We start from the raw sequence: 23195 nt of genomic DNA, 5'->3' as shown, positions 1-23195 counted from the left end.
TGCCCCCGGTGGACGACGTGCCGGGCATCGCCCCGGAGGCCACCGAAGGGCCCCCGCCCTCCCCCGCCGTGCCCGCGGCCACCGGCGCGGGGGGTGATCCCTGGGCGCTCGTCGCCCCCCTCGACGTGCTCTGCGGGCTGCCCCGGGACCGGCCGGCCGGGGCGGAGCCGGGGCCGGCCGTCGAGCCGGGGCGGGCCGTGGTCGTGGATCCGTGGGCGCTCGTCGCACCGATGGACGTGCTCTGCGGGTTGCCGCAGGAGCCGGTGACCGAGGCCGAGGAGGAGGGGGGCGTCGTGGATGCCTGGGGTGGCGTCGACGCCGTCGATCCCTGGGCGGCCGTCCCGGCCGCGGACGCGCTCTGCGGGCTGTCGCAGGGCGGTTCCGCTGCGGCGAGCAGGCGCGCGCGGGTGGCGCGGGCGCTGGCCGGCGCGGCGGCCGCACGGCAGCGGGCGGCGGAGCCGGCGGGCCCGGCGGGTTATGGGGGGCGGCCGTTGGCCGGGGCGAGGACCGTACGGCGGCCCGCGCGGGACGCGGGAGCGCACAGCGGGGGCGGGCGGCCGCCGCTGCTCGGCGGGCGGCCGCTCGCCGGGGGCGCCCGGCCGGTCGAGTCGCAGCGCGTCGCCGTGCTCGGGAGCGGAGCCCCGGCCCCGGTCGCCCCGCCCGCCTCCGCCGCCCCCCACCCCCGCGCCCGGCATGCCCGGCGCAAGGCGAGCTGGTCGCCGTCCGGGCGGTTCCTGTTCCGGGCCGCCGTGGTCACCGCGGGGCTCACGGCCGTCGGGGCCGTGCTCGGGCTCGTACGGGACCAGATTCTGGCGCGGTATTTCGGGGCGGGTGCCGAGACCGACGCGTTCCTGGTGGCGTGGACGGTGCCGGAGTTCGCCTCGACGCTGCTCATCGAGGACGCGATGGCGCTGATCCTGGTACCGGCCTTCTCGCGGGCGCTGGCCCGCCGGGCCGGGATGGTGTTCGGTGACCCGGTCCGTGCCCTCGTCCGCGCGACGCTGCCCCGGCTCGTGCTCACCGTCGCCGCCGTCGCCGCGCTGCTCGTCGCGATCGCGCCGCTGCTGGTGTCCGCGCTCGCCCCCGGTCTGCCGGACCCGCGGCTCGCCGTCGACTGCACCCGCCTCACGGCGACCTGCGTGCTGTCCTTCGCGCTCGCCGGCTACTGCTCGGCCGCCCTGCGCGCGCACGGCTCGTTCCTGCCGCCGGCCGCGATCTACGTGGCGTACAACGTCGGCATCATCGGCACGATCCTGGTCCTGCGCGAGCCCTTCGGCGTACGGGCCGCCGCGGCCGGTGTCGCCGTCGGCGGCGTGCTCATGGTGCTCGTACAAGCTCCGTCGCTGCTGCGGGAGTTGCGGTCCCGACCGGTCCCGAAGGAAGCGGCGGCCGCGCCGCCGGCGGGCGACGGGCGGCTGCTCGTGCTCGGGATGATCGCGCCGGTCATCGTCTTCGCGCTCACCCGCCAGTCCCAGATCCTCATCGAGCGCTTCCTCGCCTCACCGCTCCCCTCCGGCGCCATCTCGCATCTGAACTACGCGCAGAAGGTCGCGCAGATGCCGATGATCCTCTCCCTGATGCTGTGCACGGTCAGCTTCCCCGTCGTCGCCCGCGCCCTCGCCGCCGGCGACACGCAGGCGGCCCGCCGCCGCGTGGAGCGGGACCTGCTGCTCGCCGCCGTCGTCGTCCTGATCGGCGCGGCGACCGTCATCGCCGCCGCCCCGCAGATCGTGCAGCTCCTCTTCCAGCGCGGCGCGTTCGACGCCGACGACACGGCCGCGACCGCCGCCGTCATGCGGGTGTACGCGCTCGGGCTGCTCGGCCAGACCATGGTCGGCGCCCTGGTCCGCTGCTACTTCTCCGCCGCCCGCCCCCTGTGGTACCCGGCCGCCGCCATGGCCGCCGGGCTCGCCGCGACCGGCCTCGCCGGAGTGGCCGGCGCCCACCTGTGGGGCGCCACCGGCATCGCGGGCGCCAACGCGCTCGGCATCACCGTCAGCGCCGTGATGCTGCTGCTCGGCGCGCACCGCCAGTCCGTGCCGATCGACGTCCGCCGGCTCGGCGAGGGCCTGCTGCGGCTCGCCACCGCCGGCGCCTGGGCCACCGGCGCCGGCTGGCTCTGCTCCCTCGCGATCGGCACGCCCGTGCTCTCCCTCGCCGTCGCCGCCCTGGTCGTCGCCGGCGTCTTCCTGCTCTTCGTCGCGTGCGCCGCCAAGGCGCCCGAGATCCCGCCCCTGCCCCGATCCGCCTTCCGAAGGACCCCCCATGCCCGCCGCCGTGCTGCGTCGACTGCTGCCGAAGCCACCCCTGTGGGTGGCGATGTACCACTCGGTCGCGGACGCCCCCGATGATCCGTACCGGGTGACCGTCTCCCCCGTGCGCTTCGCACGACAGCTGCACTGGCTGGGCGATCGCGGGCTGCGCGGGGTGTCCGTACGGGAGTTGCTCGCGGCGGCCGCCGAGGGCAGGGCCCGCGGCCTGGTCGGGCTGACCTTCGACGACGGCTACGCCGACTTCCTCGAATCGGCCGTGCCCCTGCTGCGCCGGCACGGTTTCACGGCGACCGTGTTCGTGCTGCCGGGCCGGCTCGGCGGCGACAACGCCTGGGACGAGCGGGGCCCGCGCAAGCCGCTGCTCGACGAGGACGGCCTCCGGCGGGCCGCGGCCGCCGGCATGGAGATCGGCTCGCACGGCCTGCACCACGTGTGCCTCGACGAGACCGACGACGCCACCCTGACCGCGGAGACCCGGCAGAGCCGCGAGCTGATCGAGGAGATCACCGGCGGCCCCGTGGACGGCTTCTGCTACCCGTACGGCAAGGTCGACGCGAGGGTCGTACGAGCCGTCCGCAAGGCCGGCTACGGCTACGCCTGCGCCATCGACCCGGGCCCGCTGACCGGCGCGTACGCGCTGCCCCGCGTCCACATCGGCGAGGACGACACTCCCTGGCGGCTGACCGCGAAGCGCGTCCTGCACCCGCTGCGCCGCCGCCACCCCGCCGATCTGATCCCCGCGCAGGGCGGTCCGGCCCGGAAGGTCCTGTCATGACGGCCGGCCTGAAGGTCCTGCACGTGATCACCGGCCTCGGCATCGGCGGCGCCGAGCAGCAGCTGCGGCTGCTCCTGCGCCATCTGCCCGTACAGAGCCGGGTGGTGACGCTGACCAACCCCGGCGCGGTCGCCGAAGGCATCGAGGCGGACGGCACGCCCGTCACCCACCTGGGCATGACCGGCAACCGCGACCTGGGCGCGCTGCCCCGGCTGACCCGCGTCATCCGGCAGGGCGGCTACGACCTCGTCCACACCCACCTCTACCGGGCGTGCGTGTACGGCAGGGCGGCCGCCCGGCTCGCCGGGGTGCGTTCCGTCATCGCGACCGAGCACTCGCTCGGCGACCGGCAGATCGAGGGCCGGCCGCTGTCCGCCGGGACCCGGGCGCTGTATCTGGCTTCCGAGCGGCTCGGCACCTCCACGGTCGCGGTCTCGCCGAGCGTGGCCCGCCGGCTCGCGGCCTGGGGGGTGGCCCCGTCCCGTATCCGGATGGTGCCCAACGGCATCGAGACGGATCGCTTCGCCTACGACCCGCGGGCCCGCGGCATGACCCGGGCGGCCCTCGGGCTGCCGGCCGACGCGTTCGTGGTCGGCGGGGTGGGGCGGCTCGCGGCCGGGAAGCGCTTCGACCGGCTCGTACGGGCGGTGGCCTCGGTCCCCGAGGCGCGGCTGCTGCTCGTCGGCGAGGGCGACCGGCGTGCGGAGCTGCTGCGGGTCGCCGCGGAGTGCGGAGCCGCCGACCGGGTGCTGCTCGCGGGCGCGTTCGCGGATCCGCCGGCGCATCCGCCGGGCGGGCGGCCCGATCTGCCGGGGCTGCTGGCGGCGATGGACGTGTTCGTGTCCACCTCCCCCGACGAGACCTTCGGGCTCGCGGTCGTCGAGGCGCTGGCGGCCGGGCTTCCGGCGCTGTACGTGGCCTGCCCCGCGATCGACGACCTGCCGCCGGGCGCGGCGCCCGGGGCGCGCCGGATCGGCGGGTCGGTGCCCGAGCTGATCGGCGCTCTGCTCGAGGCCCGCGGGTCCCGCACCGAACGGCTGCCGCCGCCCGAGGCCGCCCGCCGCTACGACATCGCGCACAGCGCCCGGAAGTTGTTGTCCCTCTACGACCAGGCCGTCCACGGCACACCCGTTCCCGTCCTTCCCGCGAAGTGAGAGCCGCACCATGACCACCACCCCGCAACGTTCCCGTCTCCTCACCCCCGGCCGCTGGATGGTGATGCCGGCCGCCGTGCTCGCCGGCGCCGCGCTCGGCGGCGGCTACGGCGCCGTGCAGACCCCGCAGTACGCGGCGACCAGCTACGTCATCGTCGTGCCGGGCGAGAAGTCCGACCCGGCCGCGGCGCTCGGCTTCGCGCAGGCCTACGGGCGGGTCGCCACGGACATCGCGGTGACCGGCGACGCCCAGGTGTGGGCCGGGGTCTCCGCCGCCACGCTGCGCGCCGGCGTGCAGGCCGCGACCTCGCCGGACGCGCCGATGATCTCGATCACCGCCCGGTCCGCGAAGCCCTCGACGGCGGTGTCGATGGCCGACGGGGTGGCCCGCGCGCTGGTCCTCGACAGCTCGCACGTCGCCGCGAGTACGGGGGTGAAGGTCGTCCAGTTCTCGCGGGCGACCAAGCCGGTCGCCCCGGTGTCGCCCTCGGCGGCCCTGTCGGCGCTCGTCGGCGCCTGTGCGGGCGGTCTGCTCGGCGGCCTGGTGCTGCTCGTCCGGCCGAAGCGGGCCGCGTCGCGGGCCGAGGCCCGGCACTCGCGGCAGGGCACGGGTACGGGCGCCGCCTCGGTGCCGGGGCCCGCGGTCGGCGCCCAGCAGCCGGAACCGGAGGCGGTGTGAGCGGCAGACCCCTGCGAACCGAGAGCCCGCTGTACACCGGGAGCAGCCTGCCGCGCGCCGGAAGCAGCCCCTTGCGCGCCGAGATCTGCCGGGACGGCTCGGAGTTCGGGCGGCTCGGCCCGGAGTGGACGGCGCTGTACCGCCGCTGCTCGACGGCGACGCCCTTCCAGTCGCACGCGTGGCTGCACTCGTGGTGGCTCTCGTACGGGCGGCCCGGCGCCCTGCGCGTGGTCCTGGTCCGGCGTGACGACGGCACGCCGGTGGCGGCCGCGGCCCTGATGCGGGCCGCAGGGCCGCTGCCGGTGCTCACCCAGCTCGGCGGCTCGATCACCGACTTCACCGACGTCCTGCTCGACGACGGCTGCCCTGACGCGGCGCCCGCACTGGCCCGGGCGCTGGCCCTCGCGGCGCGGGGCGCGGTGATCGACCTGCGCGAGGTGCGGCCGGGGGCCGCGGCCGAGCGGGTCTTCGACGGGTGGCGTGGTCCCCGGCGGCGGCTCGCCGACTCGATGTGCCTTGAGCTGCCGGCCGTACCGATGGAGTCGCTGCTCGAACGGATCCCCTCCGGCAAGGCCCAGCGGATGCGGGCGAAGCTGCGCAAGCTGGACGCCCTGGGCATCGACGAGCGCGTCGTGACCGCGCCCGAGGTACCGGCCGCCCTGGAGCGGCTCCTGACGCTGCACCAGCTCCAGTGGCGGGGCCGGGGCGTGACCGCCGAGCACACCAGCGAGCGGTTCGCCCAGCACCTGGCGCGGGCGGTGCGGCCGATGGTCGAGTGCGGCGACGCGATGGTCACCGAGTTCCGGCTCGCCGGGGACGTGGTGGCGGCGGACCTCACCCTGATGTCGCGGCGGCTCGCGGGTGGCTATCTGTACGGCGCCGATCCGGCGCTGCGGGCCCGCAAGGTGGACGTGGCGGCGATGCTGCTGCGGCACGGGGCGCGCGAGACCAGCGCGAGCGGCCGGGCGACGCTGAGCATGCTGCGCGGCACCGAACCGTACAAGCACCACTGGCGCCCCGAGTCGGTGCCCAACCAGCGGCTCCTGCTCACGAGCAGGGGTACGGCCCCGCTGCTCTGGCTGCGCGCCGGCGCGGCGGACGGGCGGCGCTGGGCGGCCCGTCAGGTGCGGGAGCGGGAGTGGCTGGGCCGTGCGGTGGGCCGTGTGACCGGGCGGCTGCCGGGCCGTACGGCGAACGGCGGCGGAGGATGAGCTCCTCCGCCGCCGCGGCCCGCGCTCACGGTCCGGTCAGAAGGGCCAGGTTCCGTTCAGCGCGCCCTTCAGGTCGAGATCGAGGCCGAGGTCGAGGTCGAGGTCGTCCTTCCAGGTGTCGTCCAGGGACACGTTCGGCACGCAGACCTTCCCGCCGATCCAGCTCTCGACCCACGAACCGAGGTTCATGGGCGTGCAGGCGGGCTTGGGGGGCACGGGGATCGGCTGGGGCTGGGGCAGGGGCAGGGGGTCGGGCTTGGGCTCGGGCTTGGGCTCGGGCTTCGGCTCGGGCTTCGGTTCCGGCTTCGGCTCGGGCTTCGGTTCCGGCTTCGGCTCGGGCTTGGGCTCCGGCTTGGGCTCCGGCTTGGGCTCGGGCTTCGGCTCAGGCTTCGGCTCAGGCTTCGGTTCCGGCTTCGGCTCGGGCTTCGGCTCGGGCTTGGGCTCCGGCTTCGGCTCCGGCTTCGGCTCCGGCTTCGGCTCCGGCTTCGGCTCCGGCTTCGGCTCCGGCTTCGGCTCCGGCTTCGGCTCGGGCTTGGGCTCCGGCTTGGGCTCGGGCTTCGGCTCAGGCTTCGGCTCAGGCTTCGGCACCGGGACTGTCGGGTCGACCGGGTCCGCCGGGTCAGCCGGATCCGCCGGATCCGCCGGGTCAGCCGGTTCAGCCGGATCCGCAGGTTCGGCCGGCTCAGCAGGCTCCGCCGGGTCGGTCGGGTCCGTCGGCTCGACCGGGTCCGTCGGCTCGACCGGATCTGTCGGATCCACCGGGTCCACGGGGTCAGTCGGCTCCGTCGGGTCCGTCGGGTCCACCGGATCCGTCGGATCCGTCGGATCCGTCGGGACCTGCGGCTCCACCCCGTACAGCATCTGACGGAACACCAGCGAGGACCGCGGGTTGTCGTCGCACTGCCAGACGCCGTGCGGGCAGTAGTCGGTGATGGTGTGGTACAGCGGCTTGTGCTGCTTCATCCATTCGAGCATGCGCCGCATGTATTCGGGGTTGTCCCCGTTCCGGAACAGACCCCATTCCGGATAGGAGATCTGCTTTCCGTGCCGGGCCGCGAAATCGACCTGAGCCTGCAGCCCGTAGGGCTCGCTGACATGCCGTTCGAACGTCGAACCCGGCGGCTGGTCGTAGGAATCCATCCCGATGATGTCGACCACGTCGTCACCCGGATAGCACTCCGTCCACGGAATGGCGTCCCGCCCGCGGCTCGGGTTGAAGTCGAAGCGGAACTCCTGACCGGGCACGGAGCGCATCGCGCCGACGATCCGCGTCCAGTACTTCTTCCAGGCCGCCGGGTCGGGCGCGCACCGGTGGGTGTACGTCGTGCCGTTCATCTCCCAGCCGAGGACGACGACCGTGTCCGAGGCGCCGAGGTCGACCAGGCGTTCGGCGAGCCTGCGGAAGTGGTGGTCGTAGTACCCGGCGGCGCCGAACCGCAGCTGGCGGCTGACCTCGTGGTCGGAGAGCCCGGCCTCGTTCCGCTCCAGCATCGGCACGTTCAGGACGAACAGCCGGTCGGTCCGCTCGTTGCGCCAGGACGCCCAGGCGTCGAGGAAGCCGGGCGGCCCTTCGATGTTCGACCAGCGGTCTCCGGGGAGGTAGGTGTGGCCCACCCGGAGCTCACGGCCACCGAGCCACCGCTCCAGCTGCCCGATGCGGGCGACGCCGATCGGGCCCGATTCGAGGAAAGCGCCCATGGCACCGGACAGAGTCGGTTGGGGGTCTCGGGTCGTTACGGATTCGGCGGCGTGAGCGGAAGACGACAGCACGACAGAACCTGACGCAAGGAGACCGGCGGTGATCACCCCCAGCCACGTCCTCGATGGTCTGCGCTTTCGGTTGGTCATGACAGCTCCTTCTTCTCTCACGCCACTTGATGGACCGTCAATCTGATGTTCCGAAAGTATTCCTAATGAGCCGACCGAGAACTCCGCTTCGATCCGATCAATAGCCCGTTAGAGGATTTCATCGCCCAGTTGGGGCACCCCGAGACGAAGGACACACCGTGCCGAGTTTTGACAGCCGCGTTCCCGCGGTCCTTGTGCGGCTCGACCCGAACCCCTTTCATCACGGCACGCTCGGCGCCGCGCGGTCCCTGGGGCGGGCGGGCATCACGGTCCATGCGGTGGTCGAGTCGCTCTCCAGCCCGGTCGTCCGCTCCCGCCATCTCCACCGCGCCCACCCGCGCCCCGCGGAGCCCTCCCCCGCGGAGCTCACCCGCCTGCTGCTGCGCATCGCCGACGAGTTGCCCGACCCCTCGTCACATCCCGCCGTCCTGGTGCCGCTGGACGACATCACGGCGCTGTCCGTCGCCGAGTGCCGTCCCGAGCTCGCCGGGGTCTTCGCGCTGCCCGACCAGTCCCCGGAACAGCTCGCCCGCGTCGCCGACAAAGCCCAGCTCGCCGAGACCTGCCGGGCCCTGTCCCTCCCCCATCCCCGTACCGAACTCCCCACCAGCGCCGACGAGGCCGCCGCCATGGCCTGGTCGCTTGGGCTGCCGGTGGTCGCCAAGTGGAGCCGCCCCTGGCTGCTGCCGGCCGGCGGCGGGCTGCGCAGCACAACCGTCGTCGGCTCGCTCGCCGAGATCCGCGAGCTGTACGGGCGTGTCCCGCAGGCCGGCAGCCGGCTGCTGCTCCAGGAGCTCCTCCCGGCCGGGCGGGACCTCGACTGGTTCTTCCACGGGTACGTGGACTCCGCCGGCGGCTGCGCCACCGGGGCCACCGGGCGCAAGGAGCGCTCCTGGCCGGACGGTGCCGGGCTCACCGCCGTCGGCCGCTGGACCGCGAACCCGGACGTCGACGCCCTGTCCCGCGAGCTGCTCTCGGCGCTCGGCTACCGGGGCGTGTGCGACCTGGACTTCCGGCTCGACCGGGCGACCGGTGCCTACCACTTGCTCGACTTCAACCCGCGCCCCGGCGCCCAGTTCCGGCTCTTCGCCGACCGGGACGGCCTCGACGTGGTGCGCGCGATGCACCTGGACCTCACCGGCCGGCCGGTCCCCGCGCACTCCCCCGCGTACGGCCGCCGCTTCGTCGTCGAGAACTACACGGCGCTGTCCCTGCTCACCTCTCCGCGCCGCCGGTACGCCCCCGAGCCCGGTGCCGCCCGGCGGCCCGGCGAGCGGCTCGAGCTGGCCTGGTTCGCCGCCGACGATCTCGCGCCGGCCCTCGTGATGCTGCGCGCCTGGCTCTCCCACGCCGTGCGCAAGGGGCTGGTGACGGTGCGTCGGCTGCTGCGGGCCGGCCGCCCCCGGCGGGCGACGGCCGTGGTGGCGCCGCGGTCGCCCCGTACCCCCTCCGACCGGATGACCCGACGATGACTACGACGAAGGCGGAACGCACGATGTACGACCTGGTGATTGTGGGTGCTGGACCCTACGGTCTTTCCGTGGCCGCCCACGCGGCGGCGCACGGGATCCGGCTGCGGACCTTCGGCCGCCCCATGGAGTCCTGGCACGCGATGCCCTCGGCGATGTTCCTGAAGTCCGAGCCGTGGGCCTCCCACCTCTCCGATCCGCGGGGCGTCTACGGGCTCGACGCCTACGCGGCCACCCAGGGCGTCCGCGCCGAGCACGGGGTGCCGCTGCCCGTCGGCTTCTTCGCCGCGTACGGCGACTGGTTCGCCCGCCAGGCGGTGCCGGGCCTCGACGAGCGGCTGATCACCCGGGTGGCGGCGGCCGCCGACGGGTTCGAGGTCACCGCGGAGGACGGCGAGGCCTTCCGGGCCCGCACGGTGGCGCTCGCCGTCGGCGTACTCCCCTTCATGGAGGTGCCGGAACCGCTGCGGGGCCTGCCGCGCCGTCACGTCACCCACTCCAGCCACCACGGCGAGCTCGACGGCTTCGCCGGCAAGGACGTCACGGTGATCGGCGCCGGCCAGGCGGCCCTGGAGACCGCCGCGATCCTCACCGAACAGGGCGCGGCCGTACGCATCCTGGCCCGCTCGGGACGGCTCGACTGGAACACCCTGCCGCCCGCGCTCGACCGGGGCGCCTGGCAGTCGCTGCGGGCGCCGCACACGGGACTCGGCTGCGGCTGGCAGAACCGGCTGTACGCGGACACCCCCGGGCTGTTCCGGCGGCTGCCCGCCGCCACCCGCGAGCGGGTGTTCGACTCGGCGCTCGGCCCGGCGGGCGCCTGGTGGCTGCGCGAGCGGTTCGCGGCGGTCGGGGACGTACGGCTGGGGCAGCGGGTCACGGCGGCGAAGGTGACCTCCGACGACCGGCTGCGGCTCGAGGTGGTGGGGCCGGACGGGACCGGTGTCCTGGAGACCGACCATGTCATCGCGGCCACCGGCTTCGTACCGAGTCTGGACCGGGCGGACGTGCTCGCCCCGGAGCTGCGGGGCGCCCTGCGCCGGGTCGGGGCGGGCGGGGCGCCGGAGGTGGGGGCGCTGTTCGAGTCCTCCCGGCCGGGCCTCTTCCTCGCCGGGCTGCTGACGGCGCCGTCGTACGGGCCTTCGATGCGCTTCGTGTTCGGCGCGGGTTACACGGCGGGCCGCCTGGTGAAGGGGGTACGGCAGCGGCTGCGGGCCACGGGGCGCGGCGCCGGCCGGGTGGGCCGGCCCCGGTCGGGCGAGGAGCGGGTGGCCGCCGCCCGCTGACACGACGGAGGCCGGCCCCGGGGAGCATGGTGGACACTCCCCGGGGCCGGCCCGGTCCTTCGGGTGCGTCAGGCGTTGACGCAGACGTTGCCCGCGGTCGGGTTCAGCGCCGCGATGACGTTCACGGTGTTGCCGCAGACGTTGATCGGGATGTGGATCGGCACCTGCACCACGTTGCCGGACAGGACGCCCGGCGAACCGATGGCCGCGCCCTCGGCGTGCGAGTCCGCCATCGCGGGGGCGGCCGCACCCAGGGCCATGATCAGACCGGCGACGACGGCCGCAGCCTTCTTACACTTCATTTCGTCTGGATCCTTTCTGCGGCGGAAGAGAATTCACGGCTTTCGTGATGCACGGGCGCACTCGGTGTCCCCGCCTTCCGCTGCACAGTTCACAACGACCCTGCCACGAAAAGGAAACCAGGCATTCGTCAGACAGGTGTTATTCACTCCATTGCACCGCTCAGCGCGGCCAGATCGGCGTCCGCATGAGCCGCTCCCATTCACGGTCCGGCACTCCGGGCACGGCACGTCCGGCGAGCGCCCATTGGCGGGCGAGCGAGGAATATACCGGGAAGGGTTCCCGTTCGGCGGGCATCGGGTCGGCCACATAACGGCTCTTCGGAATGAAGGCCATCCGCTCCCATTTCCCGGGATCCGGTGCCATATTCGCTCCTTCCGCTGCGGTTCCGGCATCATGACACAGCCTCAGCAGAAGGGTGATTCGCCCGGCCCATGTCGCGTCGCATCCTCCGGTATGACAATCATCCGATTACGGTTCGGCCTTCTGGACCTCCCGAACCCTGGTGGTGACGTCATGAAACTCTCCCGACCATCGCGGCTGCTGATCGTCTCGGGATCCCTGGTCGCGCTCGGCGCCGGCGCGCTCGCCGCGGCCCCGCCTCCCCTGCCGGAGCCCGCGGGGGGTCTCAACATCCTGGTCGTCGGACTCGACTCCCGCACGCGGATCACCGGCGCCGAGCGGACGAGGTACCACATCGGCAACCACGGGTGCGGGTGCACCGACGTGATGATGCTCGTCCACGTCTCCGCCAGGAACGACCGGGTCAGCGTGGTGAGCCTGCCCCGCGACTCGCTGACCGAGTTCCCCGAGCACCGCGACCGGCGCACCGGCGAGATGCGCGCTCCGCACCAGGCGAAGCTCAACAACGCCTGGAAGGAGGGTGGGTCGGCCTTCGCCATCGAGATGGTCGAGGCGATGACCAAGACCCCCGTACACCGCTATCTCGAGGTCGACTTCCGCCGGTTCATGGACACCGTGAACGTCGTCGACGGCGTACCGGTGTGCACCAAGAAGCCCCTCAAGGACCCGGCCACCGGCCTCGACCTACCGCCGGGCACGCGCAGGGTCGCGGGCGGCGAGGCGCTCCAGTACGTCCGCTCGCGCAAGGCCGACGGGCAGGCGGACTTCGGACGGATCAAGAAACAGCAGGCTTTCGTCGTCAACACGCTGCGGGAGGTCCGCACCCACCTGTTCCGGGACGCCGACTGGCTGCGCTGGTTCGCCGAGACCCTGCGCGGCTCGGAGGAGTCCGAGCGGGCGATCAGCGCACCGGAGCTGCTGACGCTCGCCGCCCGGTTGCGGAACCTCGAACCGGAGCGGACGGAGTTCGCGACCGTACCGATCAAGACCATCAACCCGCTGATCCCCGGCGTCGGCGCGACGATCTCGTGGGACGTGGAGTACGCCGACGAGGTCTTCGGCCGGCTGCGCGCCGACAAGCCGCTGCCGGCCGCCCGCCCCACCCCGCAGAGCGAGACCCCGCTGGGCGAGTACCGGCCCTCGGGGGGCAAGACGCTGCTCTGCGCGTAGGCCGGGGCGGACCGAGTGGGGCGGACCCCGATGGTCCGCCCCCTCGCGGCGCCGCTCGGCCGGCTCCGCTCAGCGGGCACCGCTCGGCCGGCTCCGCTCAGCGGGCGAGCTTGCGGCCCAGCTCGGCCGGGTCCGTCGTCGGTGCGTCGCAGGTGAAGTGGCGGCAGACGTACGCGGCCGCTCCCCCGGCCACCAGCGGCCGGTCCTTCAGGAGCGGGAACTCCTCGCTGTCGGGCGTGCCGAAGGCGAAGACCGCGCCGGGGGTGGTGGCGTGCAGGGCGGTACGGCGCAGGCCCTGGAAACGGTCGTCGTCGGGGGCGCCGACCACGGCGATCTCGCGGGGCCCGTCCAGCAGGGCCTCGGCGGCGGCCAGGCCCCAGCCGATGAAGCGGGGCGCGCGCGGCCCGAGCGCCTTGACCACGCCGAGGGCGCCCTCGGCGGCGGCCCGGTGCGCCTCGGAGCCGGTGTGCGCCGCGTACGACAGGAGCGCCCCTGCGGCGGCGGTCCAGCCGGACGGGGTGGCGTTGTCGGTGGGGTCCTGTGGGCGGCGGATCAGCGGCTCGGCGTCGTGGGCCGTGTCGTACAGCGCACCGCCCTCGGAGGTGAACTGGTCAAGCACGATGTCCAGGAGGAAGCCCGCGAACTCCAGCCACACGCCCTCGCCGGTGACGGACGCGAGCGCGAGGAAGCCCTCGGCGACATCGGCGTAGTCCTCCAGGACCCCGGCGTTGCCGCCCGCCTGGCCGTCCTTGGAGGTACGGGTCAGGCGGGCCCCGTCGTCGAGGTGGAGCCGGACGAGCAGGTCGGCCGCCTCCGTGGCCCGGTCGACGAGGTCGGGGCGGTCGAGCAGGGCGCCGGTCTCGGCGAGGGCGGCGATCGCGAGCCCGTTCCAGGCGGCGACGATCTTGTCGTCACGGCCGGGGCGGGCGCGCTCCTCGCGGGCGGCGAGCAGCCGCTGCCTGATCGAGGCGATGCGGTCCGCGTCGGCGACGCCGGCGTCCTGCGGGAGCTGGAGCACCGAGGAGCCGTGCTCGAAGGTGCCCTCCTCGGTGACGCCGAAGTACCGGGCGGCGTAGCGGGCGTCGTCCTCGCCGAGGACGGCGGTGAGCTGGTCCGGGGTCCACACGTAGAAGACACCCTCGACGTGCTTGCCGGTGCCGTCGTCGGAGTCGGCGTCGAGGGCGGAGGCGAACCCGCCCTCGGGCGTGCGCAGTTCACGGACCATGAAGTCGGCGGTCTCCAGGGCGACCCGGCGGGCCAGGTCACTGCCCGTGGCCCGCCACAGGTGCGCGTACACCCGGCACAGCAGCGCGTTGTCGTACAGCATCTTCTCGAAGTGCGGCACGACCCACTCGCGGTCCACGGCGTAGCGGGCGAAGCCGCCGCCGAGCTGGTCGTAGATGCCTCCGCGGGCCATCGCCTCGCAGGTGTCGGCGGCCATCTGCAGGGCGCCCTCTGCCCCCGTACGGGCGTGGTGGCGCAGCAGGAACTCGAGGGCCATCGACGGCGGGAACTTGGGGGCGCCGCCGAAGCCGCCGGCCTTCGCATCGTACTCGCGGGTGAGGCCGAGCAGGGCCTGGGCGAGCTCGTTCTCGCCGGGGACGCCGTCGCCGCCGTAGGCCAGCGAGCGGCCGGAGAGGTCCTTGACGATGCGCGCGGCGACCTCGGCGACCTCGCCGCGGCGGTCGGTCCAGGCACGGCTGACCCCGTCGAGGACGTCGGAGAACGACGGCATGCCGTGCCGGGGCTCGGGCGGGAAGTACGTACCGAAGTAGAAGGGCTCGGCGTCCGGGGTGAGGAAGACGGTCATCGGCCAGCCGCCCTGCCCGGTGGCCGCCTGCACGGCCTCCATGTAGACGGCGTCGACGTCGGGGCGCTCCTCGCGGTCCACCTTGACGGCGACGAACTGCTCGTTGAGCAGGGCCGCGGTGGCGTCGTCCTCGAAGGACTCGTGGGCCATCACATGGCACCAGTGGCAGGAGCTGTAGCCGACGCTGAGCAGCACCGGGACGTCGCGGCGCCGGGCCTCCTCGAACGCCTCGGCCGACCAGGGCCACCAGTCGACCGGGTTGTCGGCGTGCTGGAGCAGATAGGGGGAGGTCTCATGGGCCAGTCTGTTCGGCATGCCCCCATCCTCGCGCACACACGGAAACCCCGCCCGGACGCCACGGGTGGACGGCGCACGAACGGGGCAGTGAACAACCGGAAGCGGCCCCGCTCCTCGCACTGGCTCTGCGAGGAACGAGGCCGCTCCGATGGGGCCGGTGGCTCAGCCGCCGACGTTCCCGTTCTGCGAGAGGACCTCGCCCAGGATGTGCGACAGCGCGTCGTCGCCCTTCTGCTGCACGGAGTTCTGGGTGCAGGTCTGGTTCGCGATCGGGTTGCCCAGGACGTCCTGGACGGCGATCGGGACACCGATGAGGGCGCCGATCGGAACCTGCGCCTCCACCTTCTGGACGTCGAAGCAGTGCAGGACACCGCCGTTGACGAGGCCGAAGTTCGGGCTCATGTAGCCACCGGTGGAGTTGCTGCCGATGGACTGCTTCGACGTGTTGCCGATGATGTTGGCGGAGCCGCCGTCGTTGCCGGCAGCCATCGCCGTCGACGCACCCATGCCGGCGACCGAGACCGCAACCGCCGCCGTAGCGAGAACCTTCTTGATCACGAGATCTTCCTTCTTGAGCTCGAGTGGCCCGGAACTGCTCCGTTGGCCGAAGCACACTGATCAACTGCCCCCGGATCGTTTGGTTCCGGGGGGTCACCCGGACGCGGTATTACGCAGATGAACGCCACCGGACGCGAGGTCGACGGGCATGCGTTCGGCCCGGCTGTGGGTGGCCCGGAGCCCTTGTGATTACCGGCCTGTCGCCCCGCTCCCTCGCGCCGGCGCCCGTCACGCAGGACACTTGGGTCCGGACTGTTCGGGCCGGAGGCTTCCGGCTGGCGGAGGGGGACGCACATGCGGGACAGCCACCGGGCCGAGACCGAGCGGCTGTTGGAGCGGGCCGTGGAAGAGGAGGTGCGGCGCTCCGGCGGCCGCCTTGCCGCCGAGCCGCTGCTCGCGCGCGGCCGGGTCGCGCTGGACGCCATGGCGGCGTCGGCGGCCGAGGAGTACGCGGCCTTCCTGCGGGCCGTGGAAGCTGCGGAGGCCGGCGCGTCCGCCCCCGCCGAGCTGGGAACTCCCGCCCTGGTGACGGCCGTTGCGGCGGCCGCCGCGTTCGGCGGCGACCTCGTCCTGGGTACGGGCCCGGGCACGGCGCTCGGCGCGGGCGCCGTGGTGGCTGTGGCGGGCGCCGCGGCCACCGCTCTGAAGGTCGGCGCCGGGCGCCGGGCCGCCGCGCACCGCAGGGCCGGGGACCTCGGCCGGCCGGGCGGGGTGGAGCAGCTGCGGCTCCAGTGGCTGACGGCCTTCGAGGTGCGGGGCGTACGGCCCTTTCTGGAGCAGCAGCGGGTGCTGCTCGGCACGGCCGGGCAGCCACCGCAGAAGGTGGTCGAGCGGCTGCGGGGCACGGACCGGAGTGCGGCGGCCCGGCGGCGTACCGTCCTGGAACAGTCCTTCGGCCATCTGCCGGACGCGACGGGGCCGTTCGCGGGACGGCGGGCCGAGCTGGCGCAGATCACCCGGTGGGTGCAGGCGGGCCGGGCGGCGACGACGACCCGGCCGACGGTGGTGATGCTGTACGGGGCGCCCGGCTCGGGCCGTACGACGCTGGCGGTGCGGGCGGCGCACGCGCTGCGGGACCAGTTCCGCGGGGCGTGCGTGGTGGACCTGCGGGGCGCGGCCTCGCGGGGCGAGAAGCCGCTGGCGACCCGGGAGGCACTGCTGCACCTGCTGAACCGGCTCGGCGCGCCGCGCGACCAGCTGCTGTTCCGGGAGCGGTCGTCGGCGGAGCAGCAGGTGCGGCGGCTCGCGGAGCTGTACCACCGGCATCTGACGGGTCTCGCCGTGACGGTGGTCCTGGACGACGCGGTGGACGCGGCGCAGGTGCGCACGCTGCTGCCGGAGCGCTCGGACAGTCTGGTCCTGGTGACCTGCCGGGAGCCGCTCGACCTGGGCGCGGACGTGCCGGCTTCGGTGCACGCGCTGCCGGTGACGGCGCTCGACGCGGCCGGCGCGGAGGAGCTGCTCGGTGCGGCGCGGGGCCCCGGTCCGTACGACGCGGAGGGGTTCGGGCGGGCGCGGGAGCTGTGCGGCGGTCTGCCGCTGGCGCTGCGGGCTGCGGGGGCGCTGCTCGACGGGCGCCCGGCGGACGAGGTGGTGCGGCTCCTCGACGCGGCCGGCGCGGAGGCCCGGCCGGTCGAGCGGGCCCTGTCGGCCGGCTATGCGACGGGTCTGGACGAGGACGGGCGGCGGCTGCTGCGCCGGCTCGCGCTGGCCGGGCGGGCCTCGCTGGGTGCTGCGGCCGCGGCGGCGCTGCTCGGCGGGACGGAAGCGGAGGGGGCGCGGCTGCTGCGGGAGCTCGCGCGGGCCGGTCTGCTCGACCACGTACGCGGGGAGCGGTACCGGCTGCACGACGCGGTGCGCGGGTTCGCGGCGGCGCGACTGGTCGAGGAGGAGGACGCGGCGGAGATCGCGGCGGCGCAGGAGCGGCTGATCCGGAACCAGGCGGAGCTCGCGGACGCGGTGATCCGGATGGTCGACGGCAAGATGTCGACGCGCGTCAACCGCGCTGCCCGCTTCGACGGGCACGGCTTCGGCTCGCTCGACGCCGCGCTGCGCTGGCTGGACGAGGAGTCCAGCTTCATCACGGCGACGCTGCGGCACGCGGAGGGCGTGGACCAGCAGACGGTGCTCGACCTGCTCGGCGCGCTGTGCGACTACTGCCTGCTGCGCGGCGACCTGTACCGGCTGGGGGAGATCAACGAGCTGACGGACGCGGTGGGCCAGGGGCTGCTGTCGCGTTCGGTGCAGTGGCGGACGGGTATCGCGGCCCGTCAGCTGGGCGAGCTGGACAAGGCACGTACGACGCTGACCTCGGTGGTCTCGCTCTACCAGGAGGCGCACCAGGACGCGGGGGCGGCGCTGGCGCTCTGCTCGCTCGGGATCACCCTGCACCACCAGGGCCAGCTGACGGAGGCGGCTGCGAGGCTGCGCGAGGCGCTCGCGCTCCAGGAGCCGGACTCGCTGGCCGCCGACCGGGGCTGGACCCTGCACGCGCTCGCGGCCGTGGAGCGGGACCGGGGCAACCCGGCGGAGGCCCTGACCCTGCTCGACCGTGCGCTCGCCCTGCACCGGGAGAACGAGTCGCTGCACGGCGAGGCCTGGGCGCACTTCCAGCTGGGCCAGGTGTTCCTGCGGACCGGCGAGGTGGCACGGGCGGAGGACGAGCTGCGGCTCGCGCTCGACCAGTACGGCCGCACCCACGACGGCCGCGGCCAGGCGTGGGCGCTGACCCAGCTGGCCCGGGCCCGACTGGTCGCCGGGGACGTGGCACCTGCCGTGGACGGCCTGCGCCAGGCGCTGTCCCGGCACCGGGAGCAGGAGGACGCGCGGGGCGAGGCGTGGACGCTGTACTACCTGGGGCACGCGCTGGAGGAGCGGGGCGACCGGGACCAGGCGGTACGGGAGCTGGAACGGGCCCGGACGATGTTCTCGCGGATGCGGGACGTCTACGGCTTGGCATGTGCCCGCCACCACTCGGGCCGGGTCACCCGCGACCAGCGCGCCGCCCAGACGGGCAACCTGCGCAACTCCGGCTTCGCCCGCCAGCTCCTGACGGACGCCCGCGCGGACTTCCACCGCATCGGGGTGGCCCACGGCGAGGCCTGGACGTGCCTGGAGCTGGCCATCGTGGACGCCGGCAACGACCGCACCGCCCAGGCCCTGGACCTGTGCGAGGAAGCCGCCCGACTCTTCGCCTCGTACGGCGACCGCCGGGGCGCCGACTGGGCCCGCTTCCTGCGCTGCACCCTGCTCCAGGACCCGGCCACGGCCCGCGAGGAACTCACCGCCCTCGCCGAGTCCCGTCACCCGTCCCGCGACCCGAAACTGGACGACTATACGGAGGCGTACACCCTCCTCCTGGACCGCACCACCCCCACCGACCCGGCCTGGCAGGCCTGGCCCCTGGGCATGGTGCCGAGCCGGCACGCACGGGAGGTGATGGGGGTGCCGGTCGGGGTGGCCTAGGGGAGTCCGGCGCGGATCACCGCGCGGCCGCGGGCCTGGCGGATCACCGCGCGGCCGCGGGCCCGATCCGCCGGACACGCCCTGGCGGCCCGGTGGCCGGTACGGATCCACGGCAGCGCGCGTACGGGCCCCGGCGGTCCCGGGACCCGTACGCGCGCCCGTGCGGCTACTTCTTCGCCGGGCCCTCGGCCGACGGGGCGGGGCCCGGGGTGGCGGTGGCCGGGTCCGGGGCCTCGGTGAAATCGATCTTGTGCATGTGGCGGTTCATCGACTTCATCAGCATCCAGACGGCCAGCGCCAGCGCGGCGAAGACGACGAAGCCGAGGACGCCGGGGGTCACCTTGTCCTTGTCCAGCTCCTGGGCCGCGAAGGGGACAAGCTGCGTCAGTGCCAGGTGTGCGCTCATGTCAGGCATTGTCGCGGATGCCCGCGAAGAGGTCGGCCTCGGGGAGGGAGGTATCGACGAGCGACTTGCTGAGCTCGTACTCCTCGGTCGGCCAGACCTCCTTCTGGATGTCCATCGGGACCCGGAACCAGCCGCCGTCGGGGTCGATCTGGGTGCGGTGGGCGATCAGGGCCTTGTCGCGGATCTCGAAGAAGTCCGAGCAGGGCACGAACGTGGTGAGCGTCCGCTCCTTGCGCTCGAACTCCTTCCAGCGCTCCAGCCACTCCGCGTACGGGGACTCCAGGCCCCGGTCGAGCAGCGCCTGGTGCAGGGCCTCGGTGCGGGGGCGGTTGAAGCCCTGGTTGTAGTAGAGCTTCTGCGGCCGGTGGGCCGGGCCGAACTCGGCCTCCGGGTACTTCTCGGTGTCGGTCGCGCCGTCGAAGGCCACCATCGTGATCTTGTGGGTCATGATGTGGTCGGGGTGCGGGTACCCGCCGTTCTCGTCGTAGGTCGTGATGACCTGCGGACGGAAGGAGCGGATCTTGCGGACGAGCTCGCCGGCGGCGGTGTCCACGTCCTCCAGGGCGAAGCAGCCCTCGGGCAGCGGCGGCAGCGGGTCGCCCTCGGGCAGGCCCGAGTCGACGAATCCCAGCCACTCCTGCTCGACCCCGAGGATCTCGCGGGCCTCGTCCATCTCCTTGCGGCGGACCTCGTGGATGTTCGCCTCGATGTAGGGGTCGCCCTGGAGCTTCGGGTTCAGGATCGAGCCGCGCTCGCCGCCCGTGCAGGTCACGACGAGGACCTCCACCCCCTCGGACACATACTTGGCCATCGTCGCCGCGCCCTTGCTCGACTCGTCGTCGGGGTGGGCGTGAACGGCCATCAGTCGCAGCTGCTCAGTCAAGACTCGGTCCTCAGTGATTCGTCGCCAAGAGAGGTCTCTATAGTGACGGAATCGGGGGAGGGAAAATTCCGGCACCCCGACGGCGAGAGGAACGATCATGAGCGCGGTGCGAGAGCAGCCGCCCGAGGGGCGCTACGGCCGCTCCGCGGACGCCCGCGCCGACCGCACGCTCAAGATCGCCGGTGCGGTGCTCGGCACCCTCTTTCTCGCCATGATCGGCTGGTTCGGCTGGCACTACGTGGCCGGCACGAAGATCAGCGCCGAGATGATCAAGTTCGACGTGGTGAGCGCCACCGAGGTCCAGGTCCACCTGGAGATCCGCAAGGACGACGACGCCAAGGGCGTCTGCACCCTGCGCTCGCGCTCCGAGGACGGCACCGAGGTCGGTCGCAAGGACGTCCGCGTGGACGCCTCCGGCACCCGGATCGACGAGGTCTACTCGATCCGCACCACCGCGCAGGCCACCAACGCCGAGCTGCTGGGGTGTACGGCGCGGTAGCGCTGGGTAGGGACCCGGGACGAGCCCGTCAGGTCACCCCGGTGACCTGGGGTGACGCGACTGATGTGGTTTATGTCCTCCCGCTTTTCGCCACTCATTGTTAGGCTCGTGGTTTCGCCCGCCCGGGAAGACGCATCCTTTTCGTGTAGGGCGACTTTGTATTCCCAGTACCTACGAGGAGCACCTGTGACCCAGACCAGCGAGAACGTCACCTGGCTCACCCAGGAGGCGTACAACAAGCTCAAGGACGAGCTTGAGTACCTGTCTGGTCCCGCGCGTACCGAGATCGCCGCCAAGATCGCCGCTGCGCGCGAGGAGGGCGACCTGCGCGAGAACGGCGGGTACCACGCGGCCAAGGAAGAGCAGGGCAAGCAGGAGCTCCGGGTCCGCCAGCTCACCCAGCTCCTGCAGAACGCCAAGGTCGGCGAGGCCCCGGCGGACGACGGCATCGTCGAGCCGGGCATGGTCGTGACGATCGCCTTCGACGGTGACGAGGACGACACGATGACCTTCCTGCTCGCCTCGCGCGAGTACGCGAGCGGTGACATCGAGACGTACTCCCCCCAGTCCCCGCTGGGCGTCGGCGTGCACGGCAAGAAGGCCGGTGACGACGCCGAGTACGAGCTGCCGAACGGCAAGATGGCCATGGTGAGGATCCTCAGCGCCAAGCCGTACGCCGGCTGAGCCGGCCCGCACACGCGGCGAAGGGCCGGACCCGCACAGGGTCCGGCCCTTCGCCGTGCTCGCTCGACACCTCCGGCGAGTTCTTCGCCGGCGAACCGACCGGCGCGCGACCGTTCGGCGGCGGTCTCACGCCGTCGCCGAGCGGTACTTCCGCACCGACAGCGTCCGGAACAGCACGATGATCAGGAACGAGTAGATCAGTGAGGCCCACACCGGGTACTGCATCGGCCAGGCATCGGACGGCGACAGGCCCGGATCGCCGAAGAGCTTGCGGCATGCCTGCACGGTGGCGCTGAACGGGTTCCACTCCGCGATGGGCTGGAGCCAGCCGGGCAGGTTGCTGGAGTCCACGAACGCGTTCGAGATGAACGTGACCGGGAAGAGCCAGATCAGGCCGCCCGAGGTGGCCGCCTCCGGCGTGCGCACGGACAGGCCGATGAGGGCGCCGATCCACGTGAAGGCGTATCCGAGGAGCAGCAGCAGGCCGAAGCCGGCCATGATCTTTCCGAAGTTGGTCGGCGCCGCGTAGCCCGGACGCCAGCCCACGAGCAGCGCGACGAGCGCGAGGACCGTCAGCGTCAGCGCGGTCTGCACGAGGTCGGCCAGGGTGCGGCCGGTCAGGACCGCACCGCGTGCCATCGGGAGGGAGCGGAAACGGTCGATGAGGCCCTTGTGCATGTCGTCGGCGATGCCCGCGCCCGCGCCGGCCGTGGCGAAGGTGACCGTCTGGGCGAAGATGCCGGCCATCAGGAAGTTCTTGTAGACGTCCGGGTCGGTCGAGTTGCCGATCTGCATGGAGCCGCCGAAGACGTACGTGAAGAGGATCACGAACATCACGGGCTGGATGAGCCCGAAGATGACCATCTCCGGGATGCGGGACATCCGGATGAGGTTGCGCTTGGTGACGACCAGCGAGTCGCCGATCGACTGGGCGATGGGCCCGCGCGCCTTCGGCCGCGTGACGGTGTCGGTGATCGCGGTCACTTGGCCGCCTCCTTCGGCTTCTCCTTGACCGCCTTCTCCCTGACGGCCCGCCCGCCGCGGGCGTCCGGCGGGCGGCCCTCGCCGTTCTCGCCGTTCTCGTCCTCCCGCTCGGCCGTGTGGCCGGTGAGGGAGAGGAAGACGTCGTCGAGGGTGGGGCGGCGCAGGCCGATGTCGTCGATCTCGACGCCGACGGCGTCCAGGTCCCGGATGACCTCGGCGAGCAGCTTGGCGCCGCCGGCGACCGGGACGGTCAGCTTGCGGGTGTGCTGCTCGACCGCGATGTCGCCGTGGCCGATGCCGGCCAGGCCGTAGCGGGCGAGGACCTCGCGGGCGGGCGGGATCATCTCGCGTTCGTGGACGACGACTTCGACGCGCTCGCCGCCGGTCTGGGCCTTGAGCTGGTCGGAGGTGCCGCGGGCGATGACCTTGCCGTGGTCGACGACGCAGATGTCGTCGGCCAGGTGGTCGGCCTCCTCCAGATACTGGGTGGTGAGGAGGAGGGTCGTGCCGGCCGCGACGAGTTCCTGGATGACCTCCCACAGGGCCTGCCGGTTGCGGGGGTCGAGGCCGGTGGTGGGCTCGTCCATGAACATGACCGGCGGGGAGACGACGAGCGCGGCCGCGAGGTCGAGGCGGCGGCGCATGCCGCCGGAGTAGGTCTTGGCGGTGCGGTCCGCGGCGTCGGCGAGGTTGAACCGGTCCAGGAGCTCGCCCGCCCTGGCCTTCGCGCTCCTGGCGCTCATCTGGTAGAGCCGGCCGACCATGTGGAGGTTCTCCCGGCCCGTCAGATACTCGTCGACGGCGGCGAACTGGCCGGACAGGCCGATGGAACGCCGCACTTCGTCGGGGTGTTCGAGCACGTCGATTCCGGCCACGAAGGCTCTTCCGCTGTCGGGCTGGAGCAGTGTGGTGAGGACGCGCACGGCGGTCGTCTTCCCCGCGCCGTTCGGGCCGAGCAGGCCCAGGACGGTGCCCTCGGGCACATCGAGGTCGACGCCGTCCAGAGCTCGTACGTCGCCGAAGGTCTTCACCAGACCTTCGGCGTGGATCGCGCCTTGCATGTGGGGTCTCCCAGATGATT

The 23195-nt window shown here is 73.3% G+C and carries 19 protein-coding genes and 1 pseudogene; 11 read left to right on the top strand and 9 right to left on the bottom strand.

Annotated elements, in window-relative coordinates; all coding sequences use genetic code 11:
• Nucleotides 1-623: 623 nt before the first annotated feature.
• From murJ to ACIGEZ_RS11670, 5 genes are all read left to right on the top strand, one after another.
• Nucleotides 624-2351 (top strand): murein biosynthesis integral membrane protein MurJ, encoded by a 1728-nt coding sequence (gene murJ, locus ACIGEZ_RS11690; RefSeq protein WP_399829640.1) that lies wholly within the window; start codon nt 624-626, stop codon nt 2349-2351.
• On the top strand, nt 2266-3048 hold the full coding sequence (locus ACIGEZ_RS11685; protein ID WP_399829061.1) for a polysaccharide deacetylase family protein: 783 nt from the start codon (nt 2266-2268) through the stop codon (nt 3046-3048). The genes murJ and ACIGEZ_RS11685 overlap by 86 nt, the downstream gene beginning before the upstream one ends.
• Nucleotides 3049-3056: 8 nt before the next feature.
• Nucleotides 3057-4202, top strand: coding sequence for a glycosyltransferase (locus ACIGEZ_RS11680; RefSeq protein WP_399829637.1), 1146 nt, complete (start codon nt 3057-3059; stop codon nt 4200-4202).
• A 10-nt stretch (nt 4203-4212) separates the two neighbouring features.
• Nucleotides 4213-4881 carry a lipopolysaccharide biosynthesis protein gene (locus tag ACIGEZ_RS11675; protein WP_399829058.1) on the top strand — a complete coding sequence of 223 codons (669 nt, stop codon included), beginning with the start codon at nt 4213-4215 and terminating at the stop codon, nt 4879-4881.
• A gap of 71 nt (nt 4882-4952) precedes the next feature.
• Entirely contained in the window at nt 4953-6092 is a 1140-nt protein-coding gene (locus ACIGEZ_RS11670; RefSeq protein WP_399829635.1) for a GNAT family N-acetyltransferase, read from the top strand.
• Nucleotides 6093-6773: 681 nt separating this feature from the next.
• On the opposite strand, the pseudogene ACIGEZ_RS11665 reads toward ACIGEZ_RS11670, so the two are convergent.
• Nucleotides 6774-7940: pseudogene (locus ACIGEZ_RS11665) on the bottom strand (glycosyl hydrolase); the annotation flags it as partial.
• Between the two features lie 158 nt (nt 7941-8098).
• Between ACIGEZ_RS11665 and ACIGEZ_RS11660 the strand changes: the two are divergent.
• Both ACIGEZ_RS11660 and ACIGEZ_RS11655 read left to right on the top strand, forming a co-directional pair.
• Nucleotides 8099-9412, top strand: a complete 1314-nt coding sequence (locus ACIGEZ_RS11660) for an ATP-grasp domain-containing protein (RefSeq protein ID WP_399829056.1) — start codon at nt 8099-8101, stop codon at nt 9410-9412.
• A gap of 23 nt (nt 9413-9435) precedes the next feature.
• On the top strand, nt 9436-10695 hold the full coding sequence (locus ACIGEZ_RS11655) for an FAD-dependent oxidoreductase (protein WP_399829633.1): 1260 nt from the start codon (nt 9436-9438) through the stop codon (nt 10693-10695).
• A 68-nt stretch (nt 10696-10763) separates the two neighbouring features.
• Here ACIGEZ_RS11655 and ACIGEZ_RS11650 read toward each other — a convergent pair whose 3' ends face one another.
• Together ACIGEZ_RS11650 and ACIGEZ_RS11645 are read right to left on the bottom strand one after the other, a co-directional pair.
• Nucleotides 10764-10997 (bottom strand): chaplin, encoded by a 234-nt coding sequence (locus tag ACIGEZ_RS11650; RefSeq protein WP_399829054.1) that lies wholly within the window; start codon nt 10995-10997, stop codon nt 10764-10766.
• Between the two features lie 160 nt (nt 10998-11157).
• Entirely contained in the window at nt 11158-11361 is a 204-nt protein-coding gene (locus ACIGEZ_RS11645; protein ID WP_399829052.1) for a hypothetical protein, read from the bottom strand.
• Nucleotides 11362-11511: 150 nt separating this feature from the next.
• Here ACIGEZ_RS11645 and ACIGEZ_RS11640 point away from each other — a divergent pair, with 150 nt between their 5' ends.
• The gene (locus tag ACIGEZ_RS11640) at nt 11512-12528 is read left to right on the top strand and encodes an LCP family protein (RefSeq protein WP_399829050.1); all 1017 of its coding nucleotides are present in this window, start codon (nt 11512-11514) and stop codon (nt 12526-12528) included.
• 97 nt (nt 12529-12625) lie between these two features.
• Here the strand turns inward: ACIGEZ_RS11640 and ACIGEZ_RS11635 are convergent, their stop codons facing one another.
• Together ACIGEZ_RS11635 and ACIGEZ_RS11630 are read right to left on the bottom strand one after the other, a co-directional pair.
• Nucleotides 12626-14653: a thioredoxin domain-containing protein gene (locus ACIGEZ_RS11635; RefSeq protein WP_399829047.1), complete on the bottom strand. Its 2028-nt coding sequence runs from the start codon at nt 14651-14653 to the stop codon at nt 12626-12628.
• A 144-nt stretch (nt 14654-14797) separates the two neighbouring features.
• Nucleotides 14798-15193: a rodlin gene (locus ACIGEZ_RS11630; RefSeq protein ID WP_399829044.1), complete on the bottom strand. Its 396-nt coding sequence runs from the start codon at nt 15191-15193 to the stop codon at nt 14798-14800.
• 294 nt (nt 15194-15487) lie between these two features.
• Between ACIGEZ_RS11630 and ACIGEZ_RS11625 the strand changes: the two genes are divergently transcribed.
• A complete protein-coding gene (locus tag ACIGEZ_RS11625) occupies nt 15488-18658 on the top strand; it encodes a tetratricopeptide repeat protein (protein WP_399829041.1) in 3171 nt (1056 codons plus the stop codon).
• Nucleotides 18659-18824: 166 nt separating this feature from the next.
• Here ACIGEZ_RS11625 and ACIGEZ_RS11620 read toward each other — a convergent pair whose 3' ends face one another.
• Both ACIGEZ_RS11620 and mca read right to left on the bottom strand, forming a co-directional pair.
• Nucleotides 18825-19064 carry a hypothetical protein gene (locus tag ACIGEZ_RS11620; protein ID WP_399829039.1) on the bottom strand — a complete coding sequence of 80 codons (240 nt, stop codon included), beginning with the start codon at nt 19062-19064 and terminating at the stop codon, nt 18825-18827.
• A gap of 1 nt (nt 19065) precedes the next feature.
• A complete protein-coding gene (gene mca, locus ACIGEZ_RS11615; RefSeq protein WP_399829037.1) occupies nt 19066-19947 on the bottom strand; it encodes a mycothiol conjugate amidase Mca in 882 nt (293 codons plus the stop codon).
• Between the two features lie 97 nt (nt 19948-20044).
• Here mca and ACIGEZ_RS11610 point away from each other — a divergent pair, with 97 nt between their 5' ends.
• The gene (locus ACIGEZ_RS11610) at nt 20045-20446 is read left to right on the top strand and encodes a DUF4307 domain-containing protein (RefSeq protein WP_399829035.1); all 402 of its coding nucleotides are present in this window, start codon (nt 20045-20047) and stop codon (nt 20444-20446) included.
• Nucleotides 20447-20632: 186 nt separating this feature from the next.
• Complete coding sequence (gene greA, locus ACIGEZ_RS11605; protein ID WP_399829033.1) at nt 20633-21130, top strand: transcription elongation factor GreA; 498 nt, start codon at nt 20633-20635, stop codon at nt 21128-21130.
• Nucleotides 21131-21256: 126 nt separating this feature from the next.
• Here greA and ACIGEZ_RS11600 read toward each other — a convergent pair whose 3' ends face one another.
• Entirely contained in the window at nt 21257-22114 is an 858-nt protein-coding gene (locus ACIGEZ_RS11600; protein ID WP_399829030.1) for an ABC transporter permease, read from the bottom strand.
• Nucleotides 22111-23175 (bottom strand): ATP-binding cassette domain-containing protein, encoded by a 1065-nt coding sequence (locus tag ACIGEZ_RS11595; RefSeq protein WP_399829029.1) that lies wholly within the window; start codon nt 23173-23175, stop codon nt 22111-22113. The genes ACIGEZ_RS11600 and ACIGEZ_RS11595 overlap by 4 nt, the downstream gene beginning before the upstream one ends.
• Nucleotides 23176-23195: the final 20 nt, after the last annotated feature.

The sequence above is a fragment of the Streptomyces sp. NPDC085481 genome, from assembly GCF_044541845.1.
Classification (GTDB): Bacteria; Actinomycetota; Actinomycetes; order Streptomycetales; family Streptomycetaceae; genus Streptomyces.
This window is presented reverse-complemented; position numbering and strand designations above follow the sequence as displayed.

What these genes read in the sequence shown, in the direction of transcription:
- ACIGEZ_RS11685 (WP_399829061.1), top strand. Translation starts at nt 2,266, where the DNA reads ATGCCCGCCGCCGTGCTGCGTCGACTGCTGCCGAAGCCACCCCTGTGG.
- ACIGEZ_RS11675 (WP_399829058.1), top strand. Translation starts at nt 4,213, where the DNA reads ATGACCACCACCCCGCAACGTTCCCGTCTCCTCACCCCCGGCCGCTGG.
- ACIGEZ_RS11655 (WP_399829633.1), top strand. Translation starts at nt 9,436, where the DNA reads ATGTACGACCTGGTGATTGTGGGTGCTGGACCCTACGGTCTTTCCGTG.
- ACIGEZ_RS11650 (WP_399829054.1), bottom strand. Translation starts at nt 10,997, where the DNA reads ATGAAGTGTAAGAAGGCTGCGGCCGTCGTCGCCGGTCTGATCATGGCC.
- ACIGEZ_RS11645 (WP_399829052.1), bottom strand. Translation starts at nt 11,361, where the DNA reads ATGGCACCGGATCCCGGGAAATGGGAGCGGATGGCCTTCATTCCGAAG.
- ACIGEZ_RS11640 (WP_399829050.1), top strand. Translation starts at nt 11,512, where the DNA reads ATGAAACTCTCCCGACCATCGCGGCTGCTGATCGTCTCGGGATCCCTG.
- ACIGEZ_RS11635 (WP_399829047.1), bottom strand. Translation starts at nt 14,653, where the DNA reads ATGCCGAACAGACTGGCCCATGAGACCTCCCCCTATCTGCTCCAGCAC.
- ACIGEZ_RS11625 (WP_399829041.1), top strand. Translation starts at nt 15,488, where the DNA reads ATGCGGGACAGCCACCGGGCCGAGACCGAGCGGCTGTTGGAGCGGGCC.
- ACIGEZ_RS11620 (WP_399829039.1), bottom strand. Translation starts at nt 19,064, where the DNA reads ATGAGCGCACACCTGGCACTGACGCAGCTTGTCCCCTTCGCGGCCCAG.
- ACIGEZ_RS11610 (WP_399829035.1), top strand. Translation starts at nt 20,045, where the DNA reads ATGAGCGCGGTGCGAGAGCAGCCGCCCGAGGGGCGCTACGGCCGCTCC.
- ACIGEZ_RS11595 (WP_399829029.1), bottom strand. Translation starts at nt 23,175, where the DNA reads ATGCAAGGCGCGATCCACGCCGAAGGTCTGGTGAAGACCTTCGGCGAC.